The organism is Sulfitobacter sp. R18_1 (genome assembly GCF_017743915.1).
Lineage (GTDB): Bacteria > Pseudomonadota > Alphaproteobacteria > Rhodobacterales > Rhodobacteraceae > Sulfitobacter > Sulfitobacter faviae.
Genome location: NZ_JAGHRG010000006.1, coordinates 245,668 through 267,886 on the forward strand (window position 1 = coordinate 245,668; position 22,219 = coordinate 267,886).

The 22,219-nt window shown below is 59.9% G+C and carries 43 protein-coding genes and 1 tRNA gene; 20 read left to right on the forward strand and 24 right to left on the reverse strand.

Annotation, left to right across the window (positions count from 1 at the left end; genetic code table 11):
* The first annotated feature begins 153 nt into the window (after positions 1-153).
* The gene (gene dksA / locus J7392_RS13800; protein WP_209218102.1) at positions 154-576 is read left to right on the forward strand and encodes an RNA polymerase-binding protein DksA; all 423 of its coding nucleotides are present in this window, start codon (positions 154-156) and stop codon (positions 574-576) included.
* Between the two features lie 59 nt (positions 577-635).
* On the forward strand, positions 636-1,802 hold the full coding sequence (locus tag J7392_RS13805) for an FAD-dependent monooxygenase (protein WP_209218103.1): 1,167 nt from the start codon (positions 636-638) through the stop codon (positions 1,800-1,802).
* A gap of 33 nt (positions 1,803-1,835) precedes the next feature.
* Here J7392_RS13805 and J7392_RS13810 read toward each other — a convergent pair whose 3' ends face one another.
* From J7392_RS13810 to J7392_RS13825, 4 genes are all read right to left on the reverse strand, one after another.
* The gene (locus J7392_RS13810) at positions 1,836-2,885 is read right to left on the reverse strand and encodes an ornithine cyclodeaminase (RefSeq protein WP_209218104.1); all 1,050 of its coding nucleotides are present in this window, start codon (positions 2,883-2,885) and stop codon (positions 1,836-1,838) included.
* 14 nt (positions 2,886-2,899) lie between these two features.
* Positions 2,900-3,823, reverse strand: a complete 924-nt coding sequence (rocF, locus tag J7392_RS13815; RefSeq protein WP_209218105.1) for an arginase — start codon at positions 3,821-3,823, stop codon at positions 2,900-2,902.
* A gap of 132 nt (positions 3,824-3,955) precedes the next feature.
* Positions 3,956-4,423, reverse strand: a complete 468-nt coding sequence (locus J7392_RS13820; protein ID WP_209218106.1) for a disulfide bond formation protein B — start codon at positions 4,421-4,423, stop codon at positions 3,956-3,958.
* On the reverse strand, positions 4,420-4,998 hold the full coding sequence (locus J7392_RS13825; protein WP_209218107.1) for a YqaA family protein: 579 nt from the start codon (positions 4,996-4,998) through the stop codon (positions 4,420-4,422). The genes J7392_RS13820 and J7392_RS13825 overlap by 4 nt, the downstream gene beginning before the upstream one ends.
* A gap of 126 nt (positions 4,999-5,124) precedes the next feature.
* On the opposite strand from J7392_RS13825, the gene J7392_RS13830 reads away from it, so the two are divergent.
* Positions 5,125-5,208, forward strand: a tRNA-Leu gene (locus J7392_RS13830).
* Between the two features lie 103 nt (positions 5,209-5,311).
* Here J7392_RS13830 and J7392_RS13835 read toward each other — a convergent pair.
* From J7392_RS13835 to J7392_RS13930, 20 genes are all read right to left on the reverse strand, one after another.
* Positions 5,312-6,355, reverse strand: coding sequence for a tyrosine-type recombinase/integrase (locus tag J7392_RS13835; RefSeq protein WP_209218108.1), 1,044 nt, complete (start codon positions 6,353-6,355; stop codon positions 5,312-5,314).
* The gene (locus tag J7392_RS13840) at positions 6,352-6,561 is read right to left on the reverse strand and encodes a helix-turn-helix domain-containing protein (RefSeq protein ID WP_209218110.1); all 210 of its coding nucleotides are present in this window, start codon (positions 6,559-6,561) and stop codon (positions 6,352-6,354) included. The genes J7392_RS13835 and J7392_RS13840 overlap by 4 nt, the downstream gene beginning before the upstream one ends.
* Positions 6,558-6,947 carry a hypothetical protein gene (locus J7392_RS13845; protein ID WP_209218112.1) on the reverse strand — a complete coding sequence of 130 codons (390 nt, stop codon included), beginning with the start codon at positions 6,945-6,947 and terminating at the stop codon, positions 6,558-6,560. Before J7392_RS13845 ends, J7392_RS13840 begins: the two co-directional genes overlap by 4 nt.
* The gene (locus J7392_RS13850; protein WP_209218114.1) at positions 6,940-7,617 is read right to left on the reverse strand and encodes a hypothetical protein; all 678 of its coding nucleotides are present in this window, start codon (positions 7,615-7,617) and stop codon (positions 6,940-6,942) included. Before J7392_RS13850 ends, J7392_RS13845 begins: the two co-directional genes overlap by 8 nt.
* The gene (locus tag J7392_RS13855; RefSeq protein WP_209218116.1) at positions 7,614-7,811 is read right to left on the reverse strand and encodes a hypothetical protein; all 198 of its coding nucleotides are present in this window, start codon (positions 7,809-7,811) and stop codon (positions 7,614-7,616) included. The genes J7392_RS13850 and J7392_RS13855 overlap by 4 nt, the downstream gene beginning before the upstream one ends.
* A complete protein-coding gene (locus J7392_RS13860; protein ID WP_209218118.1) occupies positions 7,808-8,002 on the reverse strand; it encodes a hypothetical protein in 195 nt (64 codons plus the stop codon). The genes J7392_RS13855 and J7392_RS13860 overlap by 4 nt, the downstream gene beginning before the upstream one ends.
* Before the next feature lie 160 nt (positions 8,003-8,162).
* Positions 8,163-8,540, reverse strand: a complete 378-nt coding sequence (locus tag J7392_RS13865) for an HNH endonuclease signature motif containing protein (protein WP_209218120.1) — start codon at positions 8,538-8,540, stop codon at positions 8,163-8,165.
* Positions 8,537-8,767: a hypothetical protein gene (locus J7392_RS13870; RefSeq protein WP_209218122.1), complete on the reverse strand. Its 231-nt coding sequence runs from the start codon at positions 8,765-8,767 to the stop codon at positions 8,537-8,539. The genes J7392_RS13865 and J7392_RS13870 overlap by 4 nt, the downstream gene beginning before the upstream one ends.
* Positions 8,764-9,306 (reverse strand): hypothetical protein, encoded by a 543-nt coding sequence (locus tag J7392_RS13875; protein ID WP_209218123.1) that lies wholly within the window; start codon positions 9,304-9,306, stop codon positions 8,764-8,766. Before J7392_RS13875 ends, J7392_RS13870 begins: the two co-directional genes overlap by 4 nt.
* Positions 9,306-10,292 (reverse strand): hypothetical protein, encoded by a 987-nt coding sequence (locus tag J7392_RS13880; RefSeq protein WP_209218124.1) that lies wholly within the window; start codon positions 10,290-10,292, stop codon positions 9,306-9,308. The genes J7392_RS13875 and J7392_RS13880 overlap by 1 nt, the downstream gene beginning before the upstream one ends.
* A complete protein-coding gene (locus tag J7392_RS13885) occupies positions 10,289-10,516 on the reverse strand; it encodes a hypothetical protein (protein WP_209218125.1) in 228 nt (75 codons plus the stop codon). The genes J7392_RS13880 and J7392_RS13885 overlap by 4 nt, the downstream gene beginning before the upstream one ends.
* Positions 10,516-11,271: a hypothetical protein gene (locus tag J7392_RS13890; RefSeq protein ID WP_209218126.1), complete on the reverse strand. Its 756-nt coding sequence runs from the start codon at positions 11,269-11,271 to the stop codon at positions 10,516-10,518. Before J7392_RS13890 ends, J7392_RS13885 begins: the two co-directional genes overlap by 1 nt.
* On the reverse strand, positions 11,264-11,971 hold the full coding sequence (locus tag J7392_RS13895; protein ID WP_209218127.1) for a 3'-5' exonuclease: 708 nt from the start codon (positions 11,969-11,971) through the stop codon (positions 11,264-11,266). The genes J7392_RS13890 and J7392_RS13895 overlap by 8 nt, the downstream gene beginning before the upstream one ends.
* Positions 11,971-12,363 carry a hypothetical protein gene (locus J7392_RS13900; protein ID WP_209218128.1) on the reverse strand — a complete coding sequence of 131 codons (393 nt, stop codon included), beginning with the start codon at positions 12,361-12,363 and terminating at the stop codon, positions 11,971-11,973. The genes J7392_RS13895 and J7392_RS13900 overlap by 1 nt, the downstream gene beginning before the upstream one ends.
* A complete protein-coding gene (locus J7392_RS13905) occupies positions 12,360-12,587 on the reverse strand; it encodes a hypothetical protein (RefSeq protein WP_209218129.1) in 228 nt (75 codons plus the stop codon). The genes J7392_RS13900 and J7392_RS13905 overlap by 4 nt, the downstream gene beginning before the upstream one ends.
* Complete coding sequence (locus J7392_RS13910) at positions 12,587-12,820, reverse strand: hypothetical protein (RefSeq protein WP_209218130.1); 234 nt, start codon at positions 12,818-12,820, stop codon at positions 12,587-12,589. Before J7392_RS13910 ends, J7392_RS13905 begins: the two co-directional genes overlap by 1 nt.
* Positions 12,817-13,146 carry a hypothetical protein gene (locus J7392_RS13915; protein ID WP_209218131.1) on the reverse strand — a complete coding sequence of 110 codons (330 nt, stop codon included), beginning with the start codon at positions 13,144-13,146 and terminating at the stop codon, positions 12,817-12,819. The genes J7392_RS13910 and J7392_RS13915 overlap by 4 nt, the downstream gene beginning before the upstream one ends.
* On the reverse strand, positions 13,143-13,514 hold the full coding sequence (locus J7392_RS13920) for a hypothetical protein (RefSeq protein ID WP_209218132.1): 372 nt from the start codon (positions 13,512-13,514) through the stop codon (positions 13,143-13,145). Before J7392_RS13920 ends, J7392_RS13915 begins: the two co-directional genes overlap by 4 nt.
* Positions 13,511-13,696 carry a hypothetical protein gene (locus J7392_RS13925; protein ID WP_209218133.1) on the reverse strand — a complete coding sequence of 62 codons (186 nt, stop codon included), beginning with the start codon at positions 13,694-13,696 and terminating at the stop codon, positions 13,511-13,513. Before J7392_RS13925 ends, J7392_RS13920 begins: the two co-directional genes overlap by 4 nt.
* 232 nt (positions 13,697-13,928) lie before the next feature.
* Positions 13,929-14,387, reverse strand: coding sequence for a helix-turn-helix transcriptional regulator (locus tag J7392_RS13930; RefSeq protein ID WP_209218134.1), 459 nt, complete (start codon positions 14,385-14,387; stop codon positions 13,929-13,931).
* Between the two features lie 158 nt (positions 14,388-14,545).
* On the opposite strand from J7392_RS13930, the gene J7392_RS13935 reads away from it, so the two are divergent.
* From J7392_RS13935 to J7392_RS14015, 17 genes are read left to right on the forward strand one after another with little or no spacing between them, the layout of a single operon-like run.
* Positions 14,546-15,064: a hypothetical protein gene (locus J7392_RS13935; RefSeq protein ID WP_209218135.1), complete on the forward strand. Its 519-nt coding sequence runs from the start codon at positions 14,546-14,548 to the stop codon at positions 15,062-15,064.
* Positions 15,061-15,300, forward strand: coding sequence for a hypothetical protein (locus J7392_RS13940; RefSeq protein ID WP_209218136.1), 240 nt, complete (start codon positions 15,061-15,063; stop codon positions 15,298-15,300). The genes J7392_RS13935 and J7392_RS13940 overlap by 4 nt, the downstream gene beginning before the upstream one ends.
* Positions 15,297-15,536, forward strand: coding sequence for a helix-turn-helix domain-containing protein (locus tag J7392_RS13945; protein WP_209218137.1), 240 nt, complete (start codon positions 15,297-15,299; stop codon positions 15,534-15,536). The genes J7392_RS13940 and J7392_RS13945 overlap by 4 nt, the downstream gene beginning before the upstream one ends.
* Positions 15,533-15,745, forward strand: coding sequence for a hypothetical protein (locus J7392_RS13950; RefSeq protein WP_209218138.1), 213 nt, complete (start codon positions 15,533-15,535; stop codon positions 15,743-15,745). The genes J7392_RS13945 and J7392_RS13950 overlap by 4 nt, the downstream gene beginning before the upstream one ends.
* Positions 15,742-15,942, forward strand: coding sequence for a hypothetical protein (locus tag J7392_RS13955; RefSeq protein WP_209218139.1), 201 nt, complete (start codon positions 15,742-15,744; stop codon positions 15,940-15,942). The genes J7392_RS13950 and J7392_RS13955 overlap by 4 nt, the downstream gene beginning before the upstream one ends.
* A 3-nt stretch (positions 15,943-15,945) precedes the next feature.
* A complete protein-coding gene (locus tag J7392_RS13960; RefSeq protein ID WP_209218140.1) occupies positions 15,946-16,158 on the forward strand; it encodes a hypothetical protein in 213 nt (70 codons plus the stop codon).
* Positions 16,159-16,160: 2 nt separating this feature from the next.
* Complete coding sequence (locus J7392_RS13965) at positions 16,161-16,484, forward strand: hypothetical protein (protein ID WP_209218141.1); 324 nt, start codon at positions 16,161-16,163, stop codon at positions 16,482-16,484.
* The gene (locus tag J7392_RS13970; RefSeq protein WP_209218142.1) at positions 16,481-16,876 is read left to right on the forward strand and encodes a DUF1064 domain-containing protein; all 396 of its coding nucleotides are present in this window, start codon (positions 16,481-16,483) and stop codon (positions 16,874-16,876) included. Before J7392_RS13965 ends, J7392_RS13970 begins: the two co-directional genes overlap by 4 nt.
* Positions 16,873-18,246, forward strand: a complete 1,374-nt coding sequence (locus J7392_RS13975) for a DNA cytosine methyltransferase (protein WP_209218143.1) — start codon at positions 16,873-16,875, stop codon at positions 18,244-18,246. The genes J7392_RS13970 and J7392_RS13975 overlap by 4 nt, the downstream gene beginning before the upstream one ends.
* Entirely contained in the window at positions 18,243-18,950 is a 708-nt protein-coding gene (locus J7392_RS13980) for a hypothetical protein (RefSeq protein ID WP_209218144.1), read from the forward strand. The genes J7392_RS13975 and J7392_RS13980 overlap by 4 nt, the downstream gene beginning before the upstream one ends.
* Complete coding sequence (locus J7392_RS13985; RefSeq protein ID WP_209218145.1) at positions 18,947-19,774, forward strand: phosphoadenosine phosphosulfate reductase family protein; 828 nt, start codon at positions 18,947-18,949, stop codon at positions 19,772-19,774. The genes J7392_RS13980 and J7392_RS13985 overlap by 4 nt, the downstream gene beginning before the upstream one ends.
* Complete coding sequence (locus J7392_RS13990) at positions 19,771-20,130, forward strand: hypothetical protein (protein ID WP_209218146.1); 360 nt, start codon at positions 19,771-19,773, stop codon at positions 20,128-20,130. The genes J7392_RS13985 and J7392_RS13990 overlap by 4 nt, the downstream gene beginning before the upstream one ends.
* Entirely contained in the window at positions 20,127-20,966 is an 840-nt protein-coding gene (locus J7392_RS13995; RefSeq protein WP_209218147.1) for a helix-turn-helix domain-containing protein, read from the forward strand. Before J7392_RS13990 ends, J7392_RS13995 begins: the two co-directional genes overlap by 4 nt.
* Positions 20,963-21,280 (forward strand): hypothetical protein, encoded by a 318-nt coding sequence (locus J7392_RS14000; protein WP_209218148.1) that lies wholly within the window; start codon positions 20,963-20,965, stop codon positions 21,278-21,280. Before J7392_RS13995 ends, J7392_RS14000 begins: the two co-directional genes overlap by 4 nt.
* On the forward strand, positions 21,277-21,585 hold the full coding sequence (locus J7392_RS14005; RefSeq protein WP_209218149.1) for a helix-turn-helix domain-containing protein: 309 nt from the start codon (positions 21,277-21,279) through the stop codon (positions 21,583-21,585). The genes J7392_RS14000 and J7392_RS14005 overlap by 4 nt, the downstream gene beginning before the upstream one ends.
* Positions 21,582-21,905, forward strand: coding sequence for a hypothetical protein (locus J7392_RS14010; protein WP_209218150.1), 324 nt, complete (start codon positions 21,582-21,584; stop codon positions 21,903-21,905). Before J7392_RS14005 ends, J7392_RS14010 begins: the two co-directional genes overlap by 4 nt.
* The gene (locus tag J7392_RS14015; RefSeq protein ID WP_209218151.1) at positions 21,905-22,219 is read left to right on the forward strand and encodes a hypothetical protein; all 315 of its coding nucleotides are present in this window, start codon (positions 21,905-21,907) and stop codon (positions 22,217-22,219) included. The genes J7392_RS14010 and J7392_RS14015 overlap by 1 nt, the downstream gene beginning before the upstream one ends.

Consider the following 22,219-nt stretch of genomic DNA (forward strand, 5'->3'; position numbering starts at 1 on the left):
GTGTGACGGGCGCTTGATCCTTGGCCTTTAACCAAAAATCAAAGGGATTGTGTAGTGACAATTGTAACCCGCTCAGATAGACGCTGCGGCAGGGAAGATGTCGGGAGACAGGCCTTTTTAATGTCTGAGTTGAAAACCGCCGGGGAAAAACAAATGAAGCAGGAAGTTTTCCTGCCGGACGATTACAGTCCGGCCGAGGACGAGCCATTCATGAATGACCGTCAGCTTGAGTACTTTCGTCGCAAGCTGATCAACTGGAAAGCGGAACTGTTGGCAGGCAGCCGCGACACGATCGAGACACTACAAGACGGCACCCGGAACATCCCGGACGTGACCGACCGCGCCTCGGAAGAGACCGACCGCGCTTTGGAACTGCGGACCCGGGATCGGGCGCGTAAACTGGTCGGCAAGATCGACGCGGCGCTGCGGCGGATCGACGAGGGAGAGTTCGGTTACTGCATGGTCACCGGCGATCCGATCTCGCTCAAACGGCTGGACGCGCGGCCCATCGCCACTATGACCCTTGAGGCGCAAGAGCGTCACGAGCGGCGCGAAAAAGTCCACCGCGACGACTGACATCACCTGAAACACCACACGCCGGGGCAAATGCTTCGGCGTTTGTGGTTGGGGCGCGAATGAAACCTTCCAATGCGATTGTCGTGGGCGGCGGGATCGGCGGGCTGGCGCTGGCCACAGCGCTGGCGCGGCGTGGCGTGGCCGTGACCCTGTTGGAGCAGGCCGCGCGCTTTTCCGAGATCGGTGCCGGGCTTCAGATCAGCCCCAATGGCCTCGCCGTCCTGCGCGGGTTGGGGCTTGAGCGTGGGTTGGCGGCACGCGGTGCGGTGCGCGGGCAGGCGGTACGGCTTTGCGACTATGCCAAGGGCGGCCAAGTGGCGCGGCTGGACCTGACCCGCCTGCCGGAGGACCAGCGTTATTACTTTCTCCACCGTGCCGATCTGATCGACCTTCTGCGCGAGGCCGCACAGCGCGCCAATGTTAGCTTCGAGACCGATGCGCAGGTCGCCTCCATCCATCCCGGTGCGCTGCCGCAGGTGCAGATGGCCCGCGGCGGGCGGCGGCGGGCAGAGCTGGTGGTGGCTGCCGATGGCATCCATTCGGTCGGGCGGGTGCAGTTGAACGGGGCGGATCAGGCCCGTTTCTCAGGGCAGGTCGCGTGGCGGGCGCTCATTCCCAACGTGGTCGATCATCCGCCCGAGGCGCGGGTCACCATGGGGCCGGGGAAGCATCTGGTCAGCTACCCGCTACGCGAGGCGCGCATGGTCAACCTCGTGGCCGTGGAAGAGCGTGACGATTGGGCCGCCGAGGGCTGGCATCATCGCGACGATCCCGCCAACCTGCGCCGCGCCTTTGCCGGTTTCAGGGCGGAGGCCGCGCAGATGTTGGAGGCAGTGGAGAAGGTCACCCTCTGGGGGCTGCACCACCACCCCGTCGCGGCCAATTGGCAGGCAGAGGGCGCCGCGCTTTTGGGCGACGCGGCCCATCCGACACTGCCCTTTCTGGCGCAGGGCGCGAATATGGCGTTGGAGGATGCATGGGTTTTGGCCGATTGCCTAAGCCGCCATCCGCGCGACGCGGCGCTCACCGCCTATCAGGCCGCGCGTATCGACCGAGCACGGCGCATCGTGAAAACCTCCGAAGGCAACGCCACCCGCTATCACCTGCGCTCAGGTCCGATCCGCCTTGCGGCCCATACCGGGCTGCGCATCGCCTCAACGCTGGCCCCCGGTGCCATGCTGCGGGCCTTCGATTGGCTCTACGCCCATGACGTGACGAAAGGGTAGAGGCCGCCGCTTAGAGACGGCGGCCCCAAACGCTCAGCCCGCGCGTTGCAACATGCCAAACAGGTCGCGCGGATCATCCGGGTCGGCCAGAAGGTCGAGCGGTTGGAACAGCCCGGTCTCGGCGATCTGGTCGCGCACATAGCGCAGGGCCGAGAAATCCTCGATCGCGAAGCCCACGGAATCAAACAGCGTGATCTGTTGCGCGTCGCGGCGGCCCTCGGCTTGGCCTGTCAGCACCTGCCAGATCTCGGTCACCGGATGGTCGGGCTCAAGCTGCTGGATCTCGCCCTCGATGCGGGTCTGCTCGGGGTATTCCACGAAGATGCCCGAGCGGTGCAGGATGGCGGGCGCCAGTTCCGTCTTGCCCGGGCAATCGCCGCCGATCGCGTTGATGTGCACGCCGGAGCCGACCATATTGTCGGTCAAGATCGTGGCATATTGCTTGTCCGCGGTGCAGGTCGTGATGATCTGCGCGCCCATGATCGCCTCCTCGGCACTGTCGCATTCCACGACTTTTAGCCCCGAGCCCGCCAGATTGCGCGCGCATTTTGCGGTTGCCGCGCGGTCGATGTCGTAAAGGCGCACCTCGTCCACGCCGCAGATCGCCTTCATGGCGAGGCTCTGGAACTCGGACTGCGCGCCGTTGCCGATCATCGCCATGACCCGGCTGCCCTTGGGCGCCAGCAGCCGCGCCACCACCGCCGAGGTCGCCGCCGTGCGCAGCGCGGTGAGGATCGTCATCTCGGTCAGCAGCACCGGGTAGCCGTTGGCCACATTGGCCAAAAGGCCAAAGGCGGTCACGGTCTGGAAGCCGGTCTTGGTGTTGTCGGGATGGCCGTTGACGTATTTGAAACCGTAAACATCGCCGTCAGAGGTCGGCATCAGCTCGATCACGCCCTTCTCGGAGTGGCTCGCCACGCGCGGGGTCTTGTCGAAAAGCTCCCAGCGTTTGAAATCGGCTTCGATATATTCGGCCAGCCCGCGCAGCATCTCTTCGACGCCAACATGGTGGATCAGCTTCATCATCTGGTCGACGGAGACAAAAGGCACCAGCGCCTTGTCGGAGGGTTTGAGGTTGGTCATCTTGGGGTCTCCAATCAATATGCGCGTGTGGGGCGGTCAAAGACGCGGCGGCCAAAGGCCGAGGCGGTGAGGTCCACCATCAGCTGCGCGGTGCGCCCCCGCTCATCGAGGAAGGGGTTCAGCTCCACCAGATCGAGCGAGGTCATCAGACCGCTGTCCGAGAGCATCTCCATCACCAGATGGCCCTCGCGCACGGTGGCGCCGCCCGGCACGGTGGTGCCCACGGCGGGCGCGACGGAAGGGTCGAGGAAATCGACGTCGAGCGAGACATGCAGCATGCCGCCCGCCGCCGCGACCTTGTCGAGGAAGCGCTGCAGCGGCTTGGCGATGCCGCTCTCGTCGATTTCGCGCATGTCGACGTAAGTAACGGTGGTTTCCTGCAAGGCGGCACGTTCGGCGGCGTCGACGGAGCGAAGCCCGATCATGGCAATGTTGTCATGGGGCAGGGGGCTGTCGATCTTTGGAAAGCCGTCGAACCCCTCGCGCCCGGTGACATAGCCCAACGGCGTGCCGTGCAGGTTGCCGCTGTCGCTGGTCTGGGGCGTGTGGAAATCCGTATGCGCATCGAGCCAGAGCACGAAGAGCGGGCGGCCTGCCTTTTCGGCATGGCGCATCGCGCCCAGCACGGTGCCAAGGGCCAGCGCGTGGTCGCCGCCCATGAAAATCGGCAGCCCGTCGTCCATCGCCGCATCGGAAGCGGCGGCGAGGCTCTCGGTCCAGGCGATGGTCTCTTCCAGCGCGTGCAGTTTCTCGTGCTCCTTGGCGTGGTAGGGGGCAGGGGCCACGTTGCCGCGGTCGGTTACGCTATGGCCAAGGTCGCGCAGCGCGCGCTCCAGCCCCGCGGTGCGGTAGGCGTCCGGCCCCATCAGGCAGCCGCGACGGCGTTTGCCGCTGTCCAGCGGAACGCCCAGCAAAATACAGTTCTGTTGGTTCGACATGGGGGACTCCTGAGATGTTTGATCTCAGTTAATCCGCGCATCTGTCGAACGACAAGCTGTCAAACTGTCCGTTTCGGGGGTGTTTTTGACAAATTGTAAGGTCGCCTGTCCAGTTTGTCAGGTTCTTGTCTTTCAGGCCGCCTTCCGCGCGGCGGCGACCCAAAGGCCGACCAAGATGAAAGTGAAAATCGCGTTCCACCCGGCCATCGACAGGCCCAGAAACTGCCAGACGATCTCATCGCACATCACCAAGCCGCTCGGGCCTTCGGTCGACAGCAGCGACCCGCCATCGAGGCTGCCCAAATCCATGCCGCCGCCGGTGCAGGAACTTGGCCCGGGCCACCAGCCCCATTCCACACCGGCATGAAAGACGCCAATCAACGCGGTCACCGCCGCCGCCAAGGCGCCGAGCCATGCCAGCACGCGCGGCCCGCCAAACAGCACGATTGCCCCGATCAGCACCGCCGCCGCATGGGGCCAGCGCTGCCAAAGGCACATCTGGCAAGGCGCGTAGCCGCCCAGATGCTGAAACCCGAAAGCACCCAGCAACAGCGCGGCTGAGCCGAGCGTTGCCAGCGAAGTCAAAGTCTTACCTGTCATAGAACCTTTACCACCATGAAGCCGCCAATCAGCAGGGCGACGGCCAATGTGAACATCAAACCCAAGCGCCGTTCAATGAAATCTCGGATCGGTGCGCCAAAGCGCCACAGCAGCCCCGCCACGACAAAGAACCGCAGCCCACGGGCAAGGATCGAGGTCATGATAAAGGTGCCCAGCGGCATACCCGTCCAGCCCGACATGATCGTGATGACCTTGTAAGGGAAGGGGGTGACTCCGGCGACCAGCACCGCCCAAAAGCCCATGTCATTGAACCGGGTCGAGAATTCCGCCATCGCATCGGTTTTGCCCAGACTTGCAAGGATCGGCTGGCCGAGGTTCTCAAAGGCCAGCGCGCCGATGGCATAACCCAAAAGCCCGCCCAAGACCGAGGCGAGCAGCGCCACCCCGGCGATCAGCCAAGCGCGATTTGGCCGCGCGATGATCATCGGGATCATCAGGATGTCAGGGGGGATCGGAAAGAAGGAGCTTTCGACAAAAGCGACAACGGCAAGCGCCCAGAGGGCATGGCGGTGTTGGGCCAGGCCCAGGGTCCAGTCATAAAGGCGGCGGATCATTATCGGGGGCTCCGGCTGTTTTGAATGCCTCACCATGTCGCGCGGCCAAGGTCAAGCAACTGGGCGCGCAGCGCGGGTGAAAATCCACTTGCTCCTGCCGCTTTTGCAGGCTACATCGCCCTACGTGCCCAAGTGGCGGAATGGTAGACGCAGGGGATTCAAAATCCCCCGCCGCGAGGCGTGCCGGTTCGAGTCCGGCCTTGGGTACCAATGGCTTACGCCATTTTCCGTAAAGTTCGCCCCCATCCACTCACAGTGTCCACTCACAGTTTCTGGGTTCGTTCACCCCCTGTTCGTTCCGAATCCTCCGGGGTTATTCACGGCGTTCCTGAGCGGCTTTCGATAGCTTCAACCGGTTCGCTCGCTTGCGATAGTAGACAACCATTTCAGCGCTCTGGTTTGTCACCGCTTGGATCTCGGCGTCACTCGCTCCGGCTTCGGCCAATTCGATGATTGCCAGTTTGCGCAAGCCGTGAAGTGTGAACGGTTTGGCATTGGGCCCGAGCGTTTCCCTCCAAGCTCTGAACGCCTTTTCAATGGCGCTGTATCCAACGGGCTCGCGCAGGTTCTTCGCCAGCAGATATTCCCCTCGGCGGGGCAGGCCTGAGACAAATTCGCGGAGCCGCTTAGGGCAGAAGGTTTCAAACAGTTCTCCGCCCTTTTCGTCCAGGACGAACATCGTTTCGCCTTTGAACTGATCGTGCGTCATGCAGATCGCGGCATTCGGACGTTGGCCGGTTCCAAGGATCAGATGTGCAGCGGTCTGTACATTGTCTGGCGCTGTATCGAGTTTCGCCACCATCCACGCAGGCCACGGCTCATAGGGGGTCTTAGGCTTGTATGATGCCAGTTTCTTTGCCGGGTTTGCGCCCAAGGGCCAGTCGAGCTCACTGAGCGCATAGTTCCAAAGGATGGAGATGGTCTGAGCATACTTGCTGGCTTTGCGCGGCTGATCGGCCATCTTTGCCAGCGCGGCCTTTAGGCCGGGGCGGGTGGTTCGCGCCATCGCCTTGTCGCCGTTCTTTTCAAGAATACGGTCCATGTCCCGGCGATAACTCGTCTTGGTCGACGCGGCGAGGTCTTGTTGAACTGATATGTCTGCGCGCCATGCCTCTATGCACTCTCGCCATGTTTGCTTGGCCGGCGTCTTCTGGCGCAGGTCGCGCCCAGTGTGAAGTTCCCAATAGATCGTATCGAGGGTACGCGGATCGCCTTGCCAATCTATGAGCCAAGTCTTCTCAGTCTGCTTGCCAGCAACAGTGCGTGTCACTCGGTAGTACGGCATCCATGCCGCCCGGTGCCGGTCCCACTTCCAGACCAATCGTTTCTTTTTGATCTGGGGTTTGGCTGGCTTCAAAGCTCAAAGTCCTCGTCGGGTTGTGCGGCACTGCCGTTCAGTATGGCTTCAATATCGCTTACGCGCCATCGATCGTGCCCGCCTAATCGGCAGGGGGGCGGCAGAGCACCCGCACCAACCAACCGCCGGAACTCCGATGCAGGCAAGTCCAGCATCTTCGCGGCTGTGGTTTCCTTGACCGCAAGGCGGGGGATCTCGACGTTCATGCGTCCTTCCCCTCCTTCATTGCGGCGGCGTCGATCCCAAACGCTGCCATGATCTGCGCTGTGTAATGTGCCTGTGCGGCGGCTTTGGCTGCTTCTAGGCTCTGTGGTGAAAAGGCTGTAGTCCCGCCACCCTTTACCCACCACCCTTGATCCTTTGAGTGGCTGATTTCAAAACCCTCGGAGGTCCACAAATCGAGACCCCAAGCCCAAGACTTTTCCCACTCCAACAGCTTCACCAGCCCCGGCAGTGCGGCGATAATGGCGTCAGCGATAGCCCGTTCCCCGTCCAGTATCGGCCTGTTTTGGTCCTGCACTGCGTCAAAGTAGGCCTCACTTATGCCTTGCTCATACAGGTATTCAGCTAGTTTTTCCCGTGCGTTACTCATGGCTGTCCTCCGAGATAGTGCGTAGAGCGGATTCCACGGCTTTGAAGTCAACCCAAGTTCCGTCGATGCTAGGATACATGCAGCCATCGCCCCCGCGCTCATAGCGTGAAAGTTCACCTTGCACCCCTTCCCCGTGGTCGATCCATTCGGTCAACAGCACCTTCGCCGCCTCCTGCGGTGTCGGGGTCAGCAGTGCATTGCGGTTAGTCTCAAGAGCAGACTGAACCCGCTGCAACGCTTCAAGGATTGCTTCTCCATCATGCTTAGGCTCTGGACCTCGCAGCAGTGTTGCATCTTGGCTTTCAATGCTGGCGGTGGCGCCAAACATTTCACCAATCATAGCGCGGATTACGCCGATGGTCCCTGTGGCACTCTGGCAGTTGTCTTTCCAGCGGTCTCGCTCCCCCTCCAAATCAGCGATGCGCTCGGCTTGGTCCGTGGCATTCACCCCTTCAAAGCGCTCAATCAACGCCTGCACAAAAGTCTTTTCCGATGTGCCGTCAGCGTAGGCGGTTGCCTCTTCCTCGGTGCATCCGAGTCCGTGAATGGCGTTGACGTATATCGTCGCGCGAACCTCGCGAAACCGGGCGGCATCCTCCGCAACGTCGGCCACTTCGTTGATGTGGTCGCTCACCAGCTTTGCGGCCTCAGCAAGTTCATCAATGCTCACACCAGCCCCCTTTCCTCAAGGATGCGCTGTGGTGCGGTCAGCGTGACCACGCCCCCGCGCGCCCGGTTGCCTTCTACCTCGCACAAAGCAAGCGGGGTCCACTGGTCTTCGCTATCCTCGTCGGCGCGGACGCATACGGCACGATCCGTGGCATGTTGGAAAATCACATCGATGTCATGGAGATCGGATTTCACGCTACGCTTCCTTTCAGGGATTGTGATGCGATAAGCTGGCAGGAGGCCAGCGAAGGGTTCATTTTAATCGCAGCCATGCCGCCGCGCAGGGCTTCGATGCGGTCAGCGAGGCGCTGCACCATTTCGTCATTGCACCCGATCTCCCGGGCCATCGCGATCAGCTCGCGGTCTTCGATGTATTTAGCGGTCATATTCCCTCCCTGTGTCGGTTTGCCCCGCCGCTCCCTCATGTGGAGGTGGCGCGAACGGCGGGGCGGTCTGGGGGTCCGACTTCACAAAATGCCCGCGTGTATGCGCGGTTGTCGTATGCCACTGGGTCGCCGTGGCCGCGTTATCCCCGTGATGGGGAACTCAATTCCTTGGCACTACGGTGCCGTCGACCTTGCGCTTCCACTTGGTGCCCTTCGATCCCGGAAGGCGTTGCTTCTTCTTCTCGATTCCGAGGTGCTTTGCCTTGACGCGGCGATCTTTAGACTTGGTGGCAACGTCGATATTGGTCTTCGCGCGGTGGCAGCCGCGGCATAGGCACTGGAAGTTCGTTTCGCGGTTTTCGCCGCCGTTAATCAGCGCGACGATGTGATCGAACTCTGGGTCTTCTCCGGCGACACCCAGCTTGCGTTCGCACTCAGCGCACTTGCCGCCGCAGCGGTCGAAGATGCGAATTTTAACGCGGGGCGGAAGCGCGGTGTTGTCGGTCTTTCCGACCCACTCGGGAACTTCTCTACTCATGATGTCTCCCTCAATGCTTTGCGCGCGACCTTCTGGGCCTGCGCGACTGAGCTTGTCGTGGCGATGTGGTGAAGGTAGCGGCGCGCGTTTTCGAGCTTCTGACCGGGTGTCGGCTCATTGCTCGCAGGCGCGCGGCGCACACGTCTCTTGTGGCCGATCAGGAATAGCCAGATCAGGAGGCCCAGCATGGCGCCGCTACCGACTACCGCTCCGAATAAGAAGTTCATGTCTCCCCCTTCTTCCCCATCTTCGCCAGTTCGTCGGCGGTGACGCCGATCATGTCGGCCAGATATTCAAGCATGTCCTGCTTGCTGCGTTTGAAGGCCTCGCCGCCCATTGCCTTCATGCTTTGGCTGTGGGGCGTGTGGCAGTAGACGACGGTGCCGATCACGTTGGTGATGGCAAAGCCGTGCATATTCGTTGAGACGCGCGATAGGAGGGCTGCGGCTCGGTTGGCGCGCTCCGTCGTTCCCATCGCCATCATTTCTGTGTTGCAGTAACCCGTTTGGATCAGCGCATACTTACGCAGGGCTTCCGTAGAGACTGCGTAGGGTGTCCCGAGGTGATGCTCGGGCAGGTTCATCCACGCGGTACGGACGAAGGCAAACTGGTGCTTGTGGCTTTTCGCTGACCGCTCCGGGTCGAGGTCGAGATTCACCACCTGACCATCGCCCAGCCGGTCGCGGGCCTGCGCCAGCGCATAGTGGCCGTCAGGGACGAACGATTGCCCTGTCCATACCGCGCGAATGAGATCCTGCTCGCGCATTAGCTTTCAGAACCCTGTTCGCCTTCGGCCTCGGCCTTACGGCAGGCTTCCATTTCTTCCAGCAGTTCCTTGTGCAGCGAGGGCGCGGACTTCTCCATCTGCTCGATTTGGGCCTTGTAAACATCGACCACTTCATCGACGGGGAAACCATCGCGCATGTCAGCGACAATGCGATCAAAGAGGCCACGGAACTGCTCGGCGTCTGGTCCGTTCGCGGTCTTGCTGTCCTGCTTCTCCGCGGGCTTATCCTCGGCCTTTGTCTCGGCAGTCTTCTTTTCTTCCTGCTTCGGTTCTGGCTTGGTTTCTTCTTTAGGAGCCGGTTCCTGCTCGCCAGCCGGTTCTTCATCCGGTACCAGTTCAACATCCTCCGGTTCCGGCTGGGCGGGCTTCTGGTTGGCCGCTCGGTAGTCGGCATAGTCGTCCGGCGTCACGTCCTTCATTCCAAGTTCAATCTCAACCTGCGCCGGGACGCCAACCATCACTTCGGGGCAGTAGAGGCGGATCAGGAACGTGGCAGAGCGGTAGCGCAACATCTGCTCCGGCATAGACTGATACTTGCTGTTCTTCGTCCAGCCTTCGGCCTTCGCCATCGCCATGTCGCAGGTTACTTCGACGCGCTTGCCGGTTGAAGACAGTTCGCCAAACGCAGTGACAGAGAGGCTTTCTCCCTTGCCTTTGATCTCCCAGCTAATCGGGTTCTTGAAAACACCGTGCTGGTTGGCCTTGCCGATCATGTAAGACGAGGACCAACCCGGCTTGCCGGAGACAAAGTAGATGTTCTGGGCAACTGTCAGAGGATCTTCATTCAGCCGCGCGGCCATGTTCATCACCAAGACGCCATTGGCGATAGCGATGTCCTTGGACCCTTTGCGCAGGTGTTCGGGGAACAAAGGCGACAGGGCCAACATGCTGCCGACGCGCTGCATGTGGTTGAAGGATTCCGGGTCCATCAAAAGGGATGATGTGGTTTTTACTGGCAGGTTCATTTCTGTGGTTCCTTGTTGTCAGGGTGTTCGGGGTTTGGGATGGCAAAGCGCAGATGCCCGCGCTTCGTTGCTGCGTTGATCTGGTGAAGCTGCTGAGCACCCATCCAAGACGGGTGTTGGCGTTTTCCGCCGTCGATGATGTACCGGCCCGCCAAAATCTCCTTGATCGCGTCCAGCGGGTCGGTGATCCGGTCGCCTTCGAGATATTTGAGCGGGCGGGGCATTAAGCCATCACCTCACGTTCATTCACCTTGATGCCGGGCAGAGGTTTGCCTTTGTCGTAGCCAGACGCGCGGACAATGCGGGTTGCCGCTTTCGCCAAGGCTTCCTGAACCTCCGGTTCTTCGCGGATCGCCATGAACAGGACGTTGGCGTTGGTGATCTCCACCTCTTTGATCTTGCGCAGCGACATCGTGCGGCCCGCGCCGCTGGCAGACTTCACGTTGGTGGTGGTCTTCTTGGCTGCTGCCTTTTGTGCCGCAGCAGCGGCCTTAGCTTGTTCCTCGGCCTCAACCTGTGCATCGATGTCGTTCGACTCCTCGGCGGCCTTGCGGGCGGCTTCGGCTTCCTCTGCGGCCTTGCGGGCTTTTTCTTCGGCATCGGCCTTCTTCTTCGCTTCGATCTTCGCCTGCTCGCTGGCATAAGCGGCCAGCTTGGGCTTGAGTTTGTCACCCGCAGTCTTGACCTTGGTCAGAAGTGGATTGAAGGCGTCCTGAACCTCTTGCGCAGCATCATCGTGGGGCTTCTTCTCTGCCTTCCGTGCCTTATCGATCTTGTTCCACAGCTTGCGCAGTCCGTCGATCTGGTCTGTGACCTGCTCCGCGTGTTCAGGGGTTTTAATCAAGTCCATGTCGAGCCACTGCTTAGTGACCTTGAGGAACTCATGCGCCGTATTTTTGTGCGCGGTCAGGACTTCAAGATCGTAGGCGGGTGGGCGATTACCGCCGATCACGGCGCGTTCGTTTACTTCATCAAGCATTTGCTGTTTCCTTCGCGTAATGGACCTTGGGTTCAATCACCCGGCCCGTCTCGATCAGTTTCTTGAGGATGCCCAACGCAGCCTCGGCATCGGCCATCGCGTCATGTGCGTCAGCATTGACGATGCCAAAGTATTCACATGCTTCGGACAGCTTGACGTAGCCGCGCACGATGCAGAGGCCCTCGTCCTTGTAGGGGGCGAGACCCCGCATCAGGCAGGTGTTGCGGGTTTTCTCGAACATATCGTCACGGCCAGCGCGGCGTAGCTCGGCTCGCATCATCTTCATGTCGAATTGAGCGTTGAAGGCCGCTGCGATCAGTCCGCGCTCAACATAGCTTTCCCAGAGGTCCAGAACCTCTGCTACTGAGATACCGTTCTTGTTCAGGAACTCATCAGTCAGGCCATTGACCTCAGCGGCATAGGTGCCGTCGATGGTCCAGCCATCGGGCTTGATGAAGTGCTTCTCGCGGCTAATCTCGTTGCCTTCCGCATCAGCGAGGATTGCAGCGAAAGAGGCCATGCGGGGTTGGCGCGGATCATCGGCCGGCACGGGTTTGCCGGTTTCCTTGTCGCGGAAGATGAACAGTCCGGTCGTCTCGGTGTCGAACACTACATAGACAGGTTCTTGCTCAGTGACTTTCTCCGCCCCTACAACTTCTGTTGCATCTTCGGTCACGGCGTCCATTGTCTTGTCCAGCATTAAAATACTCCTTGGGGTGGTGTTGGTTGTTCGGAAAGGTCGATTGGCCGATATGGGTCCATCATCCGGGTGTCGCGCAGGCGATAGTCGGTGAGGTGGTTGAACTCGGCGCGGCTGATGGGCTTTAGATACGTCCACTGATCGGCAGGGTCGTCTTTGCGAATGCCTTCCACCTCGATGCAAAGCACCTCGTCCGAGGCAAGCTCGCCCGTTTCCGGGTCAATCTCGCGCTCAACGAAGATACGCACTGGCACCCACGGGCCGCCCTTAATCATGCGGCGCTTAAAATAGCCGCACTGGGGCTCGCCATCATGCACAGGCGGGTTCTTTCCGGCCATGGCCGCGTTGTGCCAGCGGTAAAGCTCGGAGAAGGTGGAAGGCTGGCGCATCATGCCTGCGCCTCTCCAAGCCACTCAGCCTTTGTCTTGGCTGGAATGAGCTTGTCTTGGCGCACCATGTCCCGGCGCCACTCGTCAGCCTTCTTTTTCGCTCGAAGGGGCGAGGGGTCGTAAAACAACCAAGGACAACCGTCGATGATCGCCAAAGCTGGCTTCGTCAGGTCGGTGCAGGTGTAGGTGTGGATCGCGCGTTGCGTGATCGGGGTGATAGCGGACATCAGTATGCCCCCCGGATGGTGAACGGCATTTCCGTTGCATTGAAGTGCGCCAAGTTCGCCACGCCCTTGCTGACGATGTGACCACCAATCAGCGCAGCGACGGAAAGCATGAGGCCAGCAATGAACATCTGGACGGGCAGGGGCTTGTAGCGCACCGGTTTGCGGTCCTGCGCGCGAACCTCGCGGGACGGCTGGGACAGCGTGATGATGTCGTCTTTGCGGAGCGGGATCATTGGGCTGCCCTCGCTTCTTCGCGCAGATGGGGCAGGACACCGACGAACACCTTACGGCGGCCATCACAGCGAACGCACCAGTCGGTGTAGCTTTCGCCGCGAACAGCGTCATAGCGCCGGATGCCAGCAGGCTTGCCGCGGCATTCATTGCAGTGGACGTAGCCGCTCAGGATCATTTCCGCGCATTCGGCGCAGATCGGATAACCAAAGCGGTGGTTGTCGGACATCTGCTCAGGCAGGAGATCGTTCTTGCCGCATTCTTCGCAGATGCAATCACCTACGGGGGTGAACCCGGTAGATGGGTGGAAGGCGGTGAACAGGGTCATGACGCCACCTGCTCAGAAATATCGTCCATTTCCTTCTGCAACTCAGCCTTGGCTTCTTCGGCCAACTTGGCGGCATCTTCGCGCAGGATTTCAAAGGCGCGGTCGCGCAACTCAGTGAAGCGTTCACGCGCTGCGCGTGTCAGGGCCGCGTCAAATGCCTTGCAGTCGTGGTAGTTTGTCGCCCCGTCATAGGGCTGGAAGTGGATTTGCGTTTGCACTGCAAATTTGTGCAGCGATCCCGCCGTTGCATGTTCTCCGTTGCGCTGAGCAACCGTGGAGTTTGTTGTCGTTTTGCCGATCAGTGCGATATATTGCTTCGATGAACGCTCAGCCGCTTTGATCGTACGGTATTCCATCAACTTGCTCATGACGCCACCTGCTGCGCCGGTGGGCAACCACCAGAGTTGCCATCCTTGATGATGGTGAAGTCGATGGGGTCCAGGTCGAAAACGTCAAACGCATCGCGCTCGATGTCCTCGATCAGACGGTTAAGGCGAGCGGGCGTAAGGCCGCGCTTCAAGCCTTCGGGAGTGATGTGTGCCAAGATCATTTCTTCCTCCTGTGCCGGGATTGGCTACAGAAAGAAGGTATGTTAAAAAACTTAGCAACGCAATACGGAAAAGCTAAAAATATTAACTTATCGGATTAGCATTGACCGGGCTGCATATATTTGCCTAGTTTAGAATATTGGACCAAAAGGGGAACATTATGGACAGAATCGAACAACTGCGCGAGGGCGCAGCTGCTACAGGTTTTACAATAGATTTCTTAGAGGCGCTAACTCAGGGCCTGTCGCGCCAAGCATTGCGCAAGGTCATCGGCAACGCATCATCAATGCCTTCATACATGAAGTCGAGCGAGAGGCCGTATTTGCTGCGCAAATCCAGCGCAGCATTTAAGGACATGCGGTGAGTTCCAGCCTCCCATAGTGATAACGCAGACCGCTTCGCCCCAATCGACCTAGCATACTCATCCTGATTCATGTCTAGGAGTGTCCGATGCCATTTTAGGCGCTCGGCAATATCGGAGTAGGGGCGGGGCGTTTCATCATCTTTGCTCATACCTTGCATAATGATATGCCAAGATACTTGGCGCAAATCTGAACTGTTAGCTTGACGATTGCTAAATAGTTTAGCATTGTACGAGCTATGAGCAAGAAACCTGTCCATCAGATTATCGATGCCCTGACGCCAGAAGCCATTATGGCGCGGCTCGGTGTGTCTTTCCATATGATCAGACATGCCCGCACTACGGGCATGTTTCCAGCTAGTTGGTATGACGACATCGAAAAGATGTCTCGTAAGGCTGGCATTGATTGTCCCCGCTCTTTGTTCAACTGGAAGTCCACTGCTAATAATATTGGCAGGGTGTCCCGTGATTGCAAGGCGGTGGCGTCAAAATGAGTTTAAAAACATCCATCTATCGGCCTTATGATGTCAAAGAATGTGCGCTGCGCACCGTTCTTTCAGCAGGGGAAGGCTTTGCTGAGAGCCTGCCAAACAGATATGGACGCAGAGAGGTTTCGCCCCTCGTTTTGTTCATTAAGGTACCTCAAGACCACATCATTCAGGTCGGTTCGTTTGATCTCATTACTGGGTCTGACGCAGATGTCACTGCTGCTCTTCCCATCAATCATTGCTTGTTGATCCATTCCGTCGATCACGCCAAGGATGTAATTGCCGCAGGAGGCGACCTGAAGGATCGTCGCAACCTCGCAAACCTCCCAGACATCATCGCCGTTTGGTTCACAGCCACCATCTTTGATTGGTGTGCAGAACTCGTGGAGCTTCTCCGCAGTAACGGAAAGGTAATTATCAGCCGCAGCCGGAGCGCCCAGAAGCGCGAGAATGATCGCAAGTTTTTTCATGGGATCGACTACACTCGATTCCAGCGCTCTGCGCAAGGAGGTGCAGCATGAGCGCCCGGGCCAATGACTTCTTGGTCTGGCGGGCTGCTCAGTCTGTCAACTGGGACTGCACTCATAAGGACATCGGCGAAGAGATCGGCCTTTCAGCGCGCGCGGTGTCCGCGATCATGAAGCGCCGCGGCTGGAAGTGCCTGCCTCAAGAGCCTGAGTTCAGCCAGCCCGGGTATGTCCGGGCCGCGTCCTTCTATCGGAACAAGTCCCTCCGCGAACTGGGGGTCGAGATATGATTGAGACGCAGAACGCCAAGATCCTCGCCCACTTGCAGGCCGGTCGATCGATCACCTTCTGGGAGGCCGTCGAGAACTTCGGCGTGATGCACCTCCCGCGCCGCATCCTCGATCTGAAAGAAGCCGGTCATACCATCGGTGACGACTGGGTGAAGCAGAACGGCAAGCGGTTCAAACGCTGGTTTCTCATTAAATCCGCGCCCCAAGAGGCGCCAGAACAAGGGGCATTGCTATGACACCTGCTCAAGTCGCTGCGCGCGAGAACGACGCCGCGCGCCGTTTCTGGGGTTCTCAAGAGGCCGAGGCGACCCGCCCCAAAGGGGTCGCGGAAAAGATCGTCCCCCTTTTGGGTAGCGGCATCAGTCGCAAGGAGGCGGCCCGCATCATCGGTTGCACACCTCCGGCCATTACCAATGCCCTGCGCAAGATCGGGGGTGCCCTGTGAAAACAACCGCTCGACGTGACGGTGACAACATCATCGTCACCATCCCGATAGACGAGGTGCAGGCACTTCGCGTGGCTCTACAGCCCTGCCAATGCAAGCACGTCAAGTCGATTGCCACGGCTGAACTGCGCACTGCCTTCGTGAAGGGGTTGGGCCGCGCAATGTTCATCAAGCAGCGCCCAATGAGCGGAGCGTGAGCCATGGCGGCGAACAGGGCTCAGGATCAGCGCCTTCTTGAAATGGTCCGGGCCCGCGCCGCCGGGGCAACCATTCGCGGGATGGAAGATCGGTTCGGGGTTCCCGGGTCCGGCATCACCACCCGAACCAACAAGGTGATGGACGCCGATCTGGCGCACAGCACCGACGAGAAACCAACCACCATCAAGGCGGCGTACTGGCCGCGCAGGGAGTGAATATGCTGGATACCATGGACTACGATCTGGAAAATCGGTGTTCAACTGTTGGTGTTGAACAGACCGCCAGCAAGTCGCCCCGCAAACCAACCGCGATGGATTGGTTCAAAGCAATCGGCCCCAAGGTCAACGAGGTGGTTAAACCGTTTCAGTGCGGTGCCCCTTGGACGGCCTTCGCCAGCGATCTCGAACTGCGCCGCCTTGCCCGCCTACAGGCGCGGATCGAGCGAAAGCAAGCGGCGTTGTCAGAGCTTAAAGCAGACCGCCGTCAGATCATGGTTCGCTGCGTTCGTCGTATGCGCCGCGAGCGGGGATTGTCGTCATGACCGAGCGCATCACCGCAGCAGATTATCGCAAGCAACAGCAACCCTCCACGGGGGCGGACAAGGGCCGTGTGCGCGGGACCAAGCGGGTGACGGTTGGTGAAATAGACTTCGACAGTCAACGCGAGGCCAACCGCTTTGGCGAACTGCGCCACCTTGAGCGCGCCGGGATCATTGAGAACCTGCGCCTACAAGTCCCGTTTGAACTGCAAGGCAAGGATGGACCCATCCTCACCCCGACGGGCCGGGTCATGATCTACAAGGCCGATTTCGTCTACTTCGACAAGCGCATCAACGCCGAGGTGGTCGAGGACAGCAAAGGCCACCCGACCGACACCTTCATCATGAAGAAGGCGATCCTTGCCGCGCAGGGCGTGGAGGTGGTTGAGACATGATTGGATGGACCCTGTGTAGCGGAATTGGTGCGCCCGAAGTGGCCGCGCCGTGGATGGATTGGCGTCTCGCCTCAGAGATCGAGCCATTTCCCCGAGCAGTTCTGCAAGATCGGTTTGGGTACAAGCTACCCGAAGATCACAATCAAGGCGATCCGCTGCTGTGGTCTGACATGACCGAAGTGACGCCGGCGCTTGCCCGGTCGCGCGGTGTCCCGCTGCCTGACGTGCTGGTGGCTGGCACACCTTGCCAAGCCTTCTCGATCGCTGGTCTGCGCGGCGGAACCGAAGATGCCCGCGGCAACCTTACCCTGAAATTTGTGGAGACATGCCATGCAATCGTCGATGCTCGACCTGATGGAAAACTCGCCATCCTCTGGGAAAATGTGCCGGGGGTGCTCTCCGACAAAGGCAACGCCTTCGGGTGTTTCTTGGGAGGACTTGTCGGCGCAGTGGATGCCCTCCCACGTCCTGCCGGGGGAAGCTGGCCAAGTGAAGGTATGGTTGAGGGGCCAAGGGCACGGGCTGCATGGTGCGTTCTTGACGCCCAATGGTTCGGAGTGGCGCAACGGCGCCGCCGCGTGTTCGTTGTCATCGACTTTGGAAACTGCTGCGATCCCGCCCAAATACTTCTTGAGCCCGACAGCCTGCGCGGGGATCATCCGCCGCGCCGAGAAGCGGGGCAAGACGTTGCCGGAACTCTTAGCGCGCGCACTCAAGGCGGGGGCGGGCTTGGGACAGACTTCGACCTAGCGGGCGGTCTGGTCCCAGACCGCGTTCAAGGCCACCACGGTGCAATTGCTGGCACGGTTTCCTCCAAATGGTCGAAAGGCAGCGGGGGCCCCGCTGGGGATGAAACGCAGAACATGGTTGCCTTCGACTGCAATGGCACTGAGGTCCAGCACGACGCCAGCGGTGGCGAGACACCGCTCCGGTCGATGGGCCACAACAACAGCCACCAGAACGCCGGGGGCCATGCGGCGGTGGCCGTAAGCGGCAGCACCACCCACGCGCTGACAGGCGAGGGCCATGACGCCAGCGAGGACGGGACCGGGCGTGGCACGCCCGTGGTGGCGTTCGACCCGAACCAAGTCACATGCAAGACGAACGGAAGCGTCCCGTCGCCGGAAGTCTGCCACACGATTCCGAATAAATCAGAGCCGCCTCACTTGTTTAGCCCAGTGGTCCGCCGCCTGATGCCCGTCGAGTGCGCCCGCCTGCAAGGGTTCCCCGACGATCACTGCGCCATCACTTACCGGGGCAAGCCTGCCGCTGATGGCCCGCAATACAAGGCGCTTGGGAACAGCATGGCCGTGCCGTGCATCGCTTGGATCATGAACCGGATCAAAGCCAGCATGGAGAAGCATACATGAACGCCCCCTCCACAAAGTCCCTTTTCCGCGCGACCAAAGCGAAGCGCAAGATCCACCCCGCGCAGATGCTTATCGGCGGGCTGCCTGAACAGCGGAAGCCTGACGCAATCCGCGATCCGTTGGACTATGATCCCACCCCACGGGACGCCACGGCGGCATTCCTCGCAGCCGAAGGCGACCGTCTGCGCGAGATCGGCGGCCCTATCTGGGAGAACGCCGTGGGCGGCGGCCACATGGCCCGTGAGCTTACCGCGCATGGGTTCGACGTGATTGGCAGCGACATCGTGGACCGGGGCCACCCCGGGACCATCACGCGACCGTTCTATAGCTGGGACGGCACCTATGAGAACATGGGCCGCCCACCTGCGGACATCATCATCACCAACCCGCCGTATAACGAGGTATCGGCGCGCGACGGGCATGGTCGGTGGCTGGAACACATCGAGAGGCTGGGCGTCCGATATGCCGCCATGCTGCTTAACTGGGACTGGATTGCGGCCCGCATCAACGGGATGGACGAGATTCACGCCCGGTTCCCGGTAAGCCGCGCGTATGTCTGCTGCTGGAAGATCGATTTCCGCGGGGGAGGTTCACCCCCTCAACGCAATGGCTGGCTTGTCTGGGACCGCGATTGGCAGGGGGAAACCGTCCTGCGTCGTTTGTTCCGTGAGGGCGGCGAACCAACGCAGGAGCGGCTGCTATGACCTTTCATGATACAAGTTTGGCGCCATACCTGTTGCCCGAAGGAAACGTGCATATCGCTTTCAGCGGTGGACGCACCAGCGCCTACATGCTTCACCAGATAGCGGAGGCAAACGGGGGGATCTCTGATCGTGTCCGCGTAGTCTTTGCCAACACTGGCCGCGAGATGGACGGAACGCTTGATTTCGTTCAAGAGGTTTCTGACAGATGGTCCATCCCGATAACGTGGGTCCAGTATAGTCCGGTCAAGCCGTGGTATGAGGTTGTCTCCCACAATAGCGCTGCGCGTGACGGCGAACCATTCAAAGCGATGATCCTGCACAAGCGCTTTGTGCCGAACGGTCGGAAGCGTATTTGCACCGAGCAATTAAAGGTTCGCGCCGCTAAGCGCATGTTGGTTTCGGAAGGCTGGAATTCGTGGGTTAAGGCCTTGGGTATTCGCGCTGATGAACCACATCGGCACGATATGCCGGACCAGCCGCGTGAGGCGCTTTGGATGCCTCTAGTCTCGGCCAACGTAAGGCGCGATGAAGTTCTTCGGTTTTGGCAGCGGCAGCCATTCGACCTCGCCGCCGGAACCGTTAGCAATTGCCGCCAATGTTTCCAATTCCACCGCGTCAAGCTGGCCGCTCAGATGAGGGCTGACCCGCATGATCGGTTCCCTGATGAAATGGAAGAAACCGGCTTTGGCACGTTCATCGACGGGGTTCCTTGGGGCCAGTTTCGTGAAAAGCTATTGGCGCAATCAGATATGTTTGAGGAGCCTGATCGACACCCTCGACATCGAACCTGCGGCGCATACGAAGACGGGGAGTGTACCGCATGACCCGCCGCCAGCGCCGCCGCAAGCCCCATCAGGTACACCCGAGCCGGAAGTGCTTTAGCCATTTCTCACGCCGCTTAGGAGAGCGCGTAGAGCCCAGCCTAGATGCAAAGGTGATATGGGACGGGATCATCGACGCCATAGAGCGCGGCGACAACCTGTACGTCTCTTTCATCGCCCGCCTGAACAAGAAGGGACGCCGCCTGTGGCGGGTAGGGGGCGGTCCTTGCGCGTACACCTTCTTCATCGTCTACGACCACGAATTGAACTGCCCTGTGACAGTGCTGGACACATCGAAAACAGCCGGATGCCACCCCGATTTGAGTGGGAAATCTATAACGCTGGAGGACCACATATGAGCGGAATTGCTTTGATATGGGCGGCCAACGTGAAGGGGTTAAAACCCGCCGCGAAGGTTGTGCTGATCCAGCTTGCGGACTTCCACAACAAGCAAACGAACCGGTGCGATCCGTCCGCGCAACGTCTCGCTGACGAGTGCGAAATGAGCCGCGCGACCGTCTTTCGGCACCTCACGGAACTGGAAAATCTCGGCCTTGTTTCACGCCAAAGCAAAGGTGATGGAAGCGGCGGACGGGGGTCGAACCAGTACGAGCTACACCTAGATGTTGTGCTTGGCCCATCATCCAAGCCCAAGGAAAAGTCTCAAAATGAGACGGGGGGGGTAGTCTCAAAAAACGAGGGGAAAAGTCTCAACGGTGAGACGGGGGTAGTCTCAAATTGCGACACGAACCTCACCATAGAACCTGGAAAGAACCATTGTGTGTCGGAAACCGCCACACACACAGATTTTTTCGATCAGTTTTGGGAAGCACACCCGAGGCCGAACGACGAGACCCTTTCTAAGCAGCTTTTTGAAGAGGCCGTTGAGGCAGGTGCCGATCCTGCGCACATCGTTGCGGCTGCCGTGGCATATGAGGCCGAAAACACCGGAAACAGTCGGCAGTACCTCAAGATGTCCGACAACTGGCTGGCTGAAGGACGCTGGAAGAACCATCGGCCTCCGAAGAAAGCCAATCGCGCGACAACAGAGGAAATGCTCGATTTCTGGGCCGAACGGATCAACAGCGGCAAGTTCGTCGCGCCGAGTTCGGTCAACCCAATCACCGCCCGGGCTCTTGTGGACAGCGGACGTGTTCCCCCTGAAAAGCTGAAAGAGCGAGGTATCGCAGCATGACCCGAGATCAGGAATATGGCCCGTGGATCGACCACGACGGGCGCGGATGTCCCTGCAAGGGCAAGATCGTTGAAACAGATGTTCTTGGCATTGGCATATCCGAGCATGTGGCGTTTGAGGTGTTTCTTGACCTCAACGGGAGGCAGGTTGTTCCCAAAAACGCGCATCTGGTCCGAGACGCATGGACGTGGACGCGGCCCCGGCATGGCGACGTGATCCGCTACCGCGTCCGCAAGCCCGACGCCTTGCGGGCGCTTATCCAGATGGTCGAGAGCATCGGCACCCCCGCGCAGCCCGAGAGGGTTGAGGCATGATTGATCCGATTACCGCAAAGGAAATGCAGACGGCGTACTTCTGGGCGGCGCAGTGCTACCCGGACCTTGCCCGATCCAAGAACCCGGAAGAATACGCTGCGGACTTCGCACGTCGGCAGGGCATACCCTTGCACGATTTCTTTGGCCCGACCCGGACCCACGATGTCGCCCACCGGCGTCAAGAGTGCATGGCCGAACTGCATGAGCAGGGGTTTTCACTGTCCCGCATTGCGCGGCTGTTCAGCCGGGACCACACGACCGTCCAGCACGGAATCGAAGCAGTTAAACGGAGGAAGGGACTATGACCATCTGGGACCGCATCAAGCGGGCGTGGTGCGAACGCTTTCACGCTGGCGGCTATGTCTGCCGGGATAGCCTTGGTCGCATCAACTGGAAGTGCGACACCTGCGGGCGCCTGTCCAAACCGGTGACGTTCGAAGCCAAGATCGAAGCGATCTATGCCAATAACGAAACACTCCAACAAGCGATAGGGATACTTCGCGGCCAACCCGTAACCCCTCACAGATACGAGGCCGACATGGCTGAAATGTGGGGACCAGACTGCGCCAAGTGTGGCCGCCCCGTCTGGGACAAGATCCACGACACCGAGAAGGAGAACGTCTAATGGTTTGGCGCGCACACGCTCAACAGAGCTATTTCACCGGCGGGGCTGCACTGCGCCTCGCTATGACGGGGGAGAACAACACCCTCCGCACCCTCACCGACCTGACGTTCACTGTTTCCGAATACGGGGAACACGGGCCAGCCGAGCCGATCCTCGACGGGCCGGAAGCGGTGGATTTCATGCAAGCCGTCATGGATGCCGCCTACGACTATGGCTTGCGCCCGTCTCGCGCACAGGACGACACCGCGCAGGGCAAGCACCTTGAAGACATGCGCGACATCACCCGCCACCTTCTGAAAATGCCAAAGGAGTAA

What these genes read in the sequence shown, in the direction of transcription:
- J7392_RS13905 (WP_209218129.1), bottom strand. Translation starts at nt 12,587, where the DNA reads ATGTCCGCTATCACCCCGATCACGCAACGCGCGATCCACACCTACACC.
- dksA (WP_209218102.1), top strand. Translation starts at nt 154, where the DNA reads ATGAAGCAGGAAGTTTTCCTGCCGGACGATTACAGTCCGGCCGAGGAC.
- J7392_RS13840 (WP_209218110.1), bottom strand. Translation starts at nt 6,561, where the DNA reads ATGAACGTCGAGATCCCCCGCCTTGCGGTCAAGGAAACCACAGCCGCG.
- J7392_RS13950 (WP_209218138.1), top strand. Translation starts at nt 15,533, where the DNA reads ATGACACCTGCTCAAGTCGCTGCGCGCGAGAACGACGCCGCGCGCCGT.
- J7392_RS13900 (WP_209218128.1), bottom strand. Translation starts at nt 12,363, where the DNA reads ATGATGCGCCAGCCTTCCACCTTCTCCGAGCTTTACCGCTGGCACAAC.
- J7392_RS13975 (WP_209218143.1), top strand. Translation starts at nt 16,873, where the DNA reads ATGATTGGATGGACCCTGTGTAGCGGAATTGGTGCGCCCGAAGTGGCC.
- J7392_RS13810 (WP_209218104.1), bottom strand. Translation starts at nt 2,885, where the DNA reads ATGACCAACCTCAAACCCTCCGACAAGGCGCTGGTGCCTTTTGTCTCC.
- J7392_RS13995 (WP_209218147.1), top strand. Translation starts at nt 20,127, where the DNA reads ATGAGCGGAATTGCTTTGATATGGGCGGCCAACGTGAAGGGGTTAAAA.
- J7392_RS13920 (WP_209218132.1), bottom strand. Translation starts at nt 13,514, where the DNA reads ATGAGCAAGTTGATGGAATACCGTACGATCAAAGCGGCTGAGCGTTCA.
- J7392_RS13895 (WP_209218127.1), bottom strand. Translation starts at nt 11,971, where the DNA reads ATGCTGGACAAGACAATGGACGCCGTGACCGAAGATGCAACAGAAGTT.
- J7392_RS13990 (WP_209218146.1), top strand. Translation starts at nt 19,771, where the DNA reads ATGACCCGCCGCCAGCGCCGCCGCAAGCCCCATCAGGTACACCCGAGC.
- J7392_RS13960 (WP_209218140.1), top strand. Translation starts at nt 15,946, where the DNA reads ATGGCGGCGAACAGGGCTCAGGATCAGCGCCTTCTTGAAATGGTCCGG.
- J7392_RS13875 (WP_209218123.1), bottom strand. Translation starts at nt 9,306, where the DNA reads ATGCGCGAGCAGGATCTCATTCGCGCGGTATGGACAGGGCAATCGTTC.
- J7392_RS13970 (WP_209218142.1), top strand. Translation starts at nt 16,481, where the DNA reads ATGACCGAGCGCATCACCGCAGCAGATTATCGCAAGCAACAGCAACCC.
- J7392_RS13890 (WP_209218126.1), bottom strand. Translation starts at nt 11,271, where the DNA reads ATGCTTGATGAAGTAAACGAACGCGCCGTGATCGGCGGTAATCGCCCA.
- J7392_RS13865 (WP_209218120.1), bottom strand. Translation starts at nt 8,540, where the DNA reads ATGAGTAGAGAAGTTCCCGAGTGGGTCGGAAAGACCGACAACACCGCG.
- J7392_RS13940 (WP_209218136.1), top strand. Translation starts at nt 15,061, where the DNA reads ATGAGCGCCCGGGCCAATGACTTCTTGGTCTGGCGGGCTGCTCAGTCT.
- J7392_RS13825 (WP_209218107.1), bottom strand. Translation starts at nt 4,998, where the DNA reads ATGATCCGCCGCCTTTATGACTGGACCCTGGGCCTGGCCCAACACCGC.
- rocF (WP_209218105.1), bottom strand. Translation starts at nt 3,823, where the DNA reads ATGTCGAACCAACAGAACTGTATTTTGCTGGGCGTTCCGCTGGACAGC.
- J7392_RS14010 (WP_209218150.1), top strand. Translation starts at nt 21,582, where the DNA reads ATGACCATCTGGGACCGCATCAAGCGGGCGTGGTGCGAACGCTTTCAC.
- J7392_RS13880 (WP_209218124.1), bottom strand. Translation starts at nt 10,292, where the DNA reads ATGAACCTGCCAGTAAAAACCACATCATCCCTTTTGATGGACCCGGAA.
- J7392_RS13860 (WP_209218118.1), bottom strand. Translation starts at nt 8,002, where the DNA reads ATGACCGCTAAATACATCGAAGACCGCGAGCTGATCGCGATGGCCCGG.
- J7392_RS13965 (WP_209218141.1), top strand. Translation starts at nt 16,161, where the DNA reads ATGCTGGATACCATGGACTACGATCTGGAAAATCGGTGTTCAACTGTT.
- J7392_RS13930 (WP_209218134.1), bottom strand. Translation starts at nt 14,387, where the DNA reads ATGTCTGATCATATGGAAAGACACACCGAGCCGCGCCATAATGGCTTC.
- J7392_RS14015 (WP_209218151.1), top strand. Translation starts at nt 21,905, where the DNA reads ATGGTTTGGCGCGCACACGCTCAACAGAGCTATTTCACCGGCGGGGCT.
- J7392_RS13915 (WP_209218131.1), bottom strand. Translation starts at nt 13,146, where the DNA reads ATGACCCTGTTCACCGCCTTCCACCCATCTACCGGGTTCACCCCCGTA.
- J7392_RS13805 (WP_209218103.1), top strand. Translation starts at nt 636, where the DNA reads ATGAAACCTTCCAATGCGATTGTCGTGGGCGGCGGGATCGGCGGGCTG.
- J7392_RS13910 (WP_209218130.1), bottom strand. Translation starts at nt 12,820, where the DNA reads ATGATCCCGCTCCGCAAAGACGACATCATCACGCTGTCCCAGCCGTCC.
- J7392_RS13945 (WP_209218137.1), top strand. Translation starts at nt 15,297, where the DNA reads ATGATTGAGACGCAGAACGCCAAGATCCTCGCCCACTTGCAGGCCGGT.
- J7392_RS13845 (WP_209218112.1), bottom strand. Translation starts at nt 6,947, where the DNA reads ATGAGTAACGCACGGGAAAAACTAGCTGAATACCTGTATGAGCAAGGC.
- J7392_RS13985 (WP_209218145.1), top strand. Translation starts at nt 18,947, where the DNA reads ATGACCTTTCATGATACAAGTTTGGCGCCATACCTGTTGCCCGAAGGA.
- J7392_RS13925 (WP_209218133.1), bottom strand. Translation starts at nt 13,696, where the DNA reads ATGATCTTGGCACACATCACTCCCGAAGGCTTGAAGCGCGGCCTTACG.
- J7392_RS14000 (WP_209218148.1), top strand. Translation starts at nt 20,963, where the DNA reads ATGACCCGAGATCAGGAATATGGCCCGTGGATCGACCACGACGGGCGC.
- J7392_RS13885 (WP_209218125.1), bottom strand. Translation starts at nt 10,516, where the DNA reads ATGCCCCGCCCGCTCAAATATCTCGAAGGCGACCGGATCACCGACCCG.
- J7392_RS13935 (WP_209218135.1), top strand. Translation starts at nt 14,546, where the DNA reads ATGAGTTTAAAAACATCCATCTATCGGCCTTATGATGTCAAAGAATGT.
- J7392_RS13980 (WP_209218144.1), top strand. Translation starts at nt 18,243, where the DNA reads ATGAACGCCCCCTCCACAAAGTCCCTTTTCCGCGCGACCAAAGCGAAG.
- J7392_RS13820 (WP_209218106.1), bottom strand. Translation starts at nt 4,423, where the DNA reads ATGACAGGTAAGACTTTGACTTCGCTGGCAACGCTCGGCTCAGCCGCG.
- J7392_RS13870 (WP_209218122.1), bottom strand. Translation starts at nt 8,767, where the DNA reads ATGAACTTCTTATTCGGAGCGGTAGTCGGTAGCGGCGCCATGCTGGGC.
- J7392_RS14005 (WP_209218149.1), top strand. Translation starts at nt 21,277, where the DNA reads ATGATTGATCCGATTACCGCAAAGGAAATGCAGACGGCGTACTTCTGG.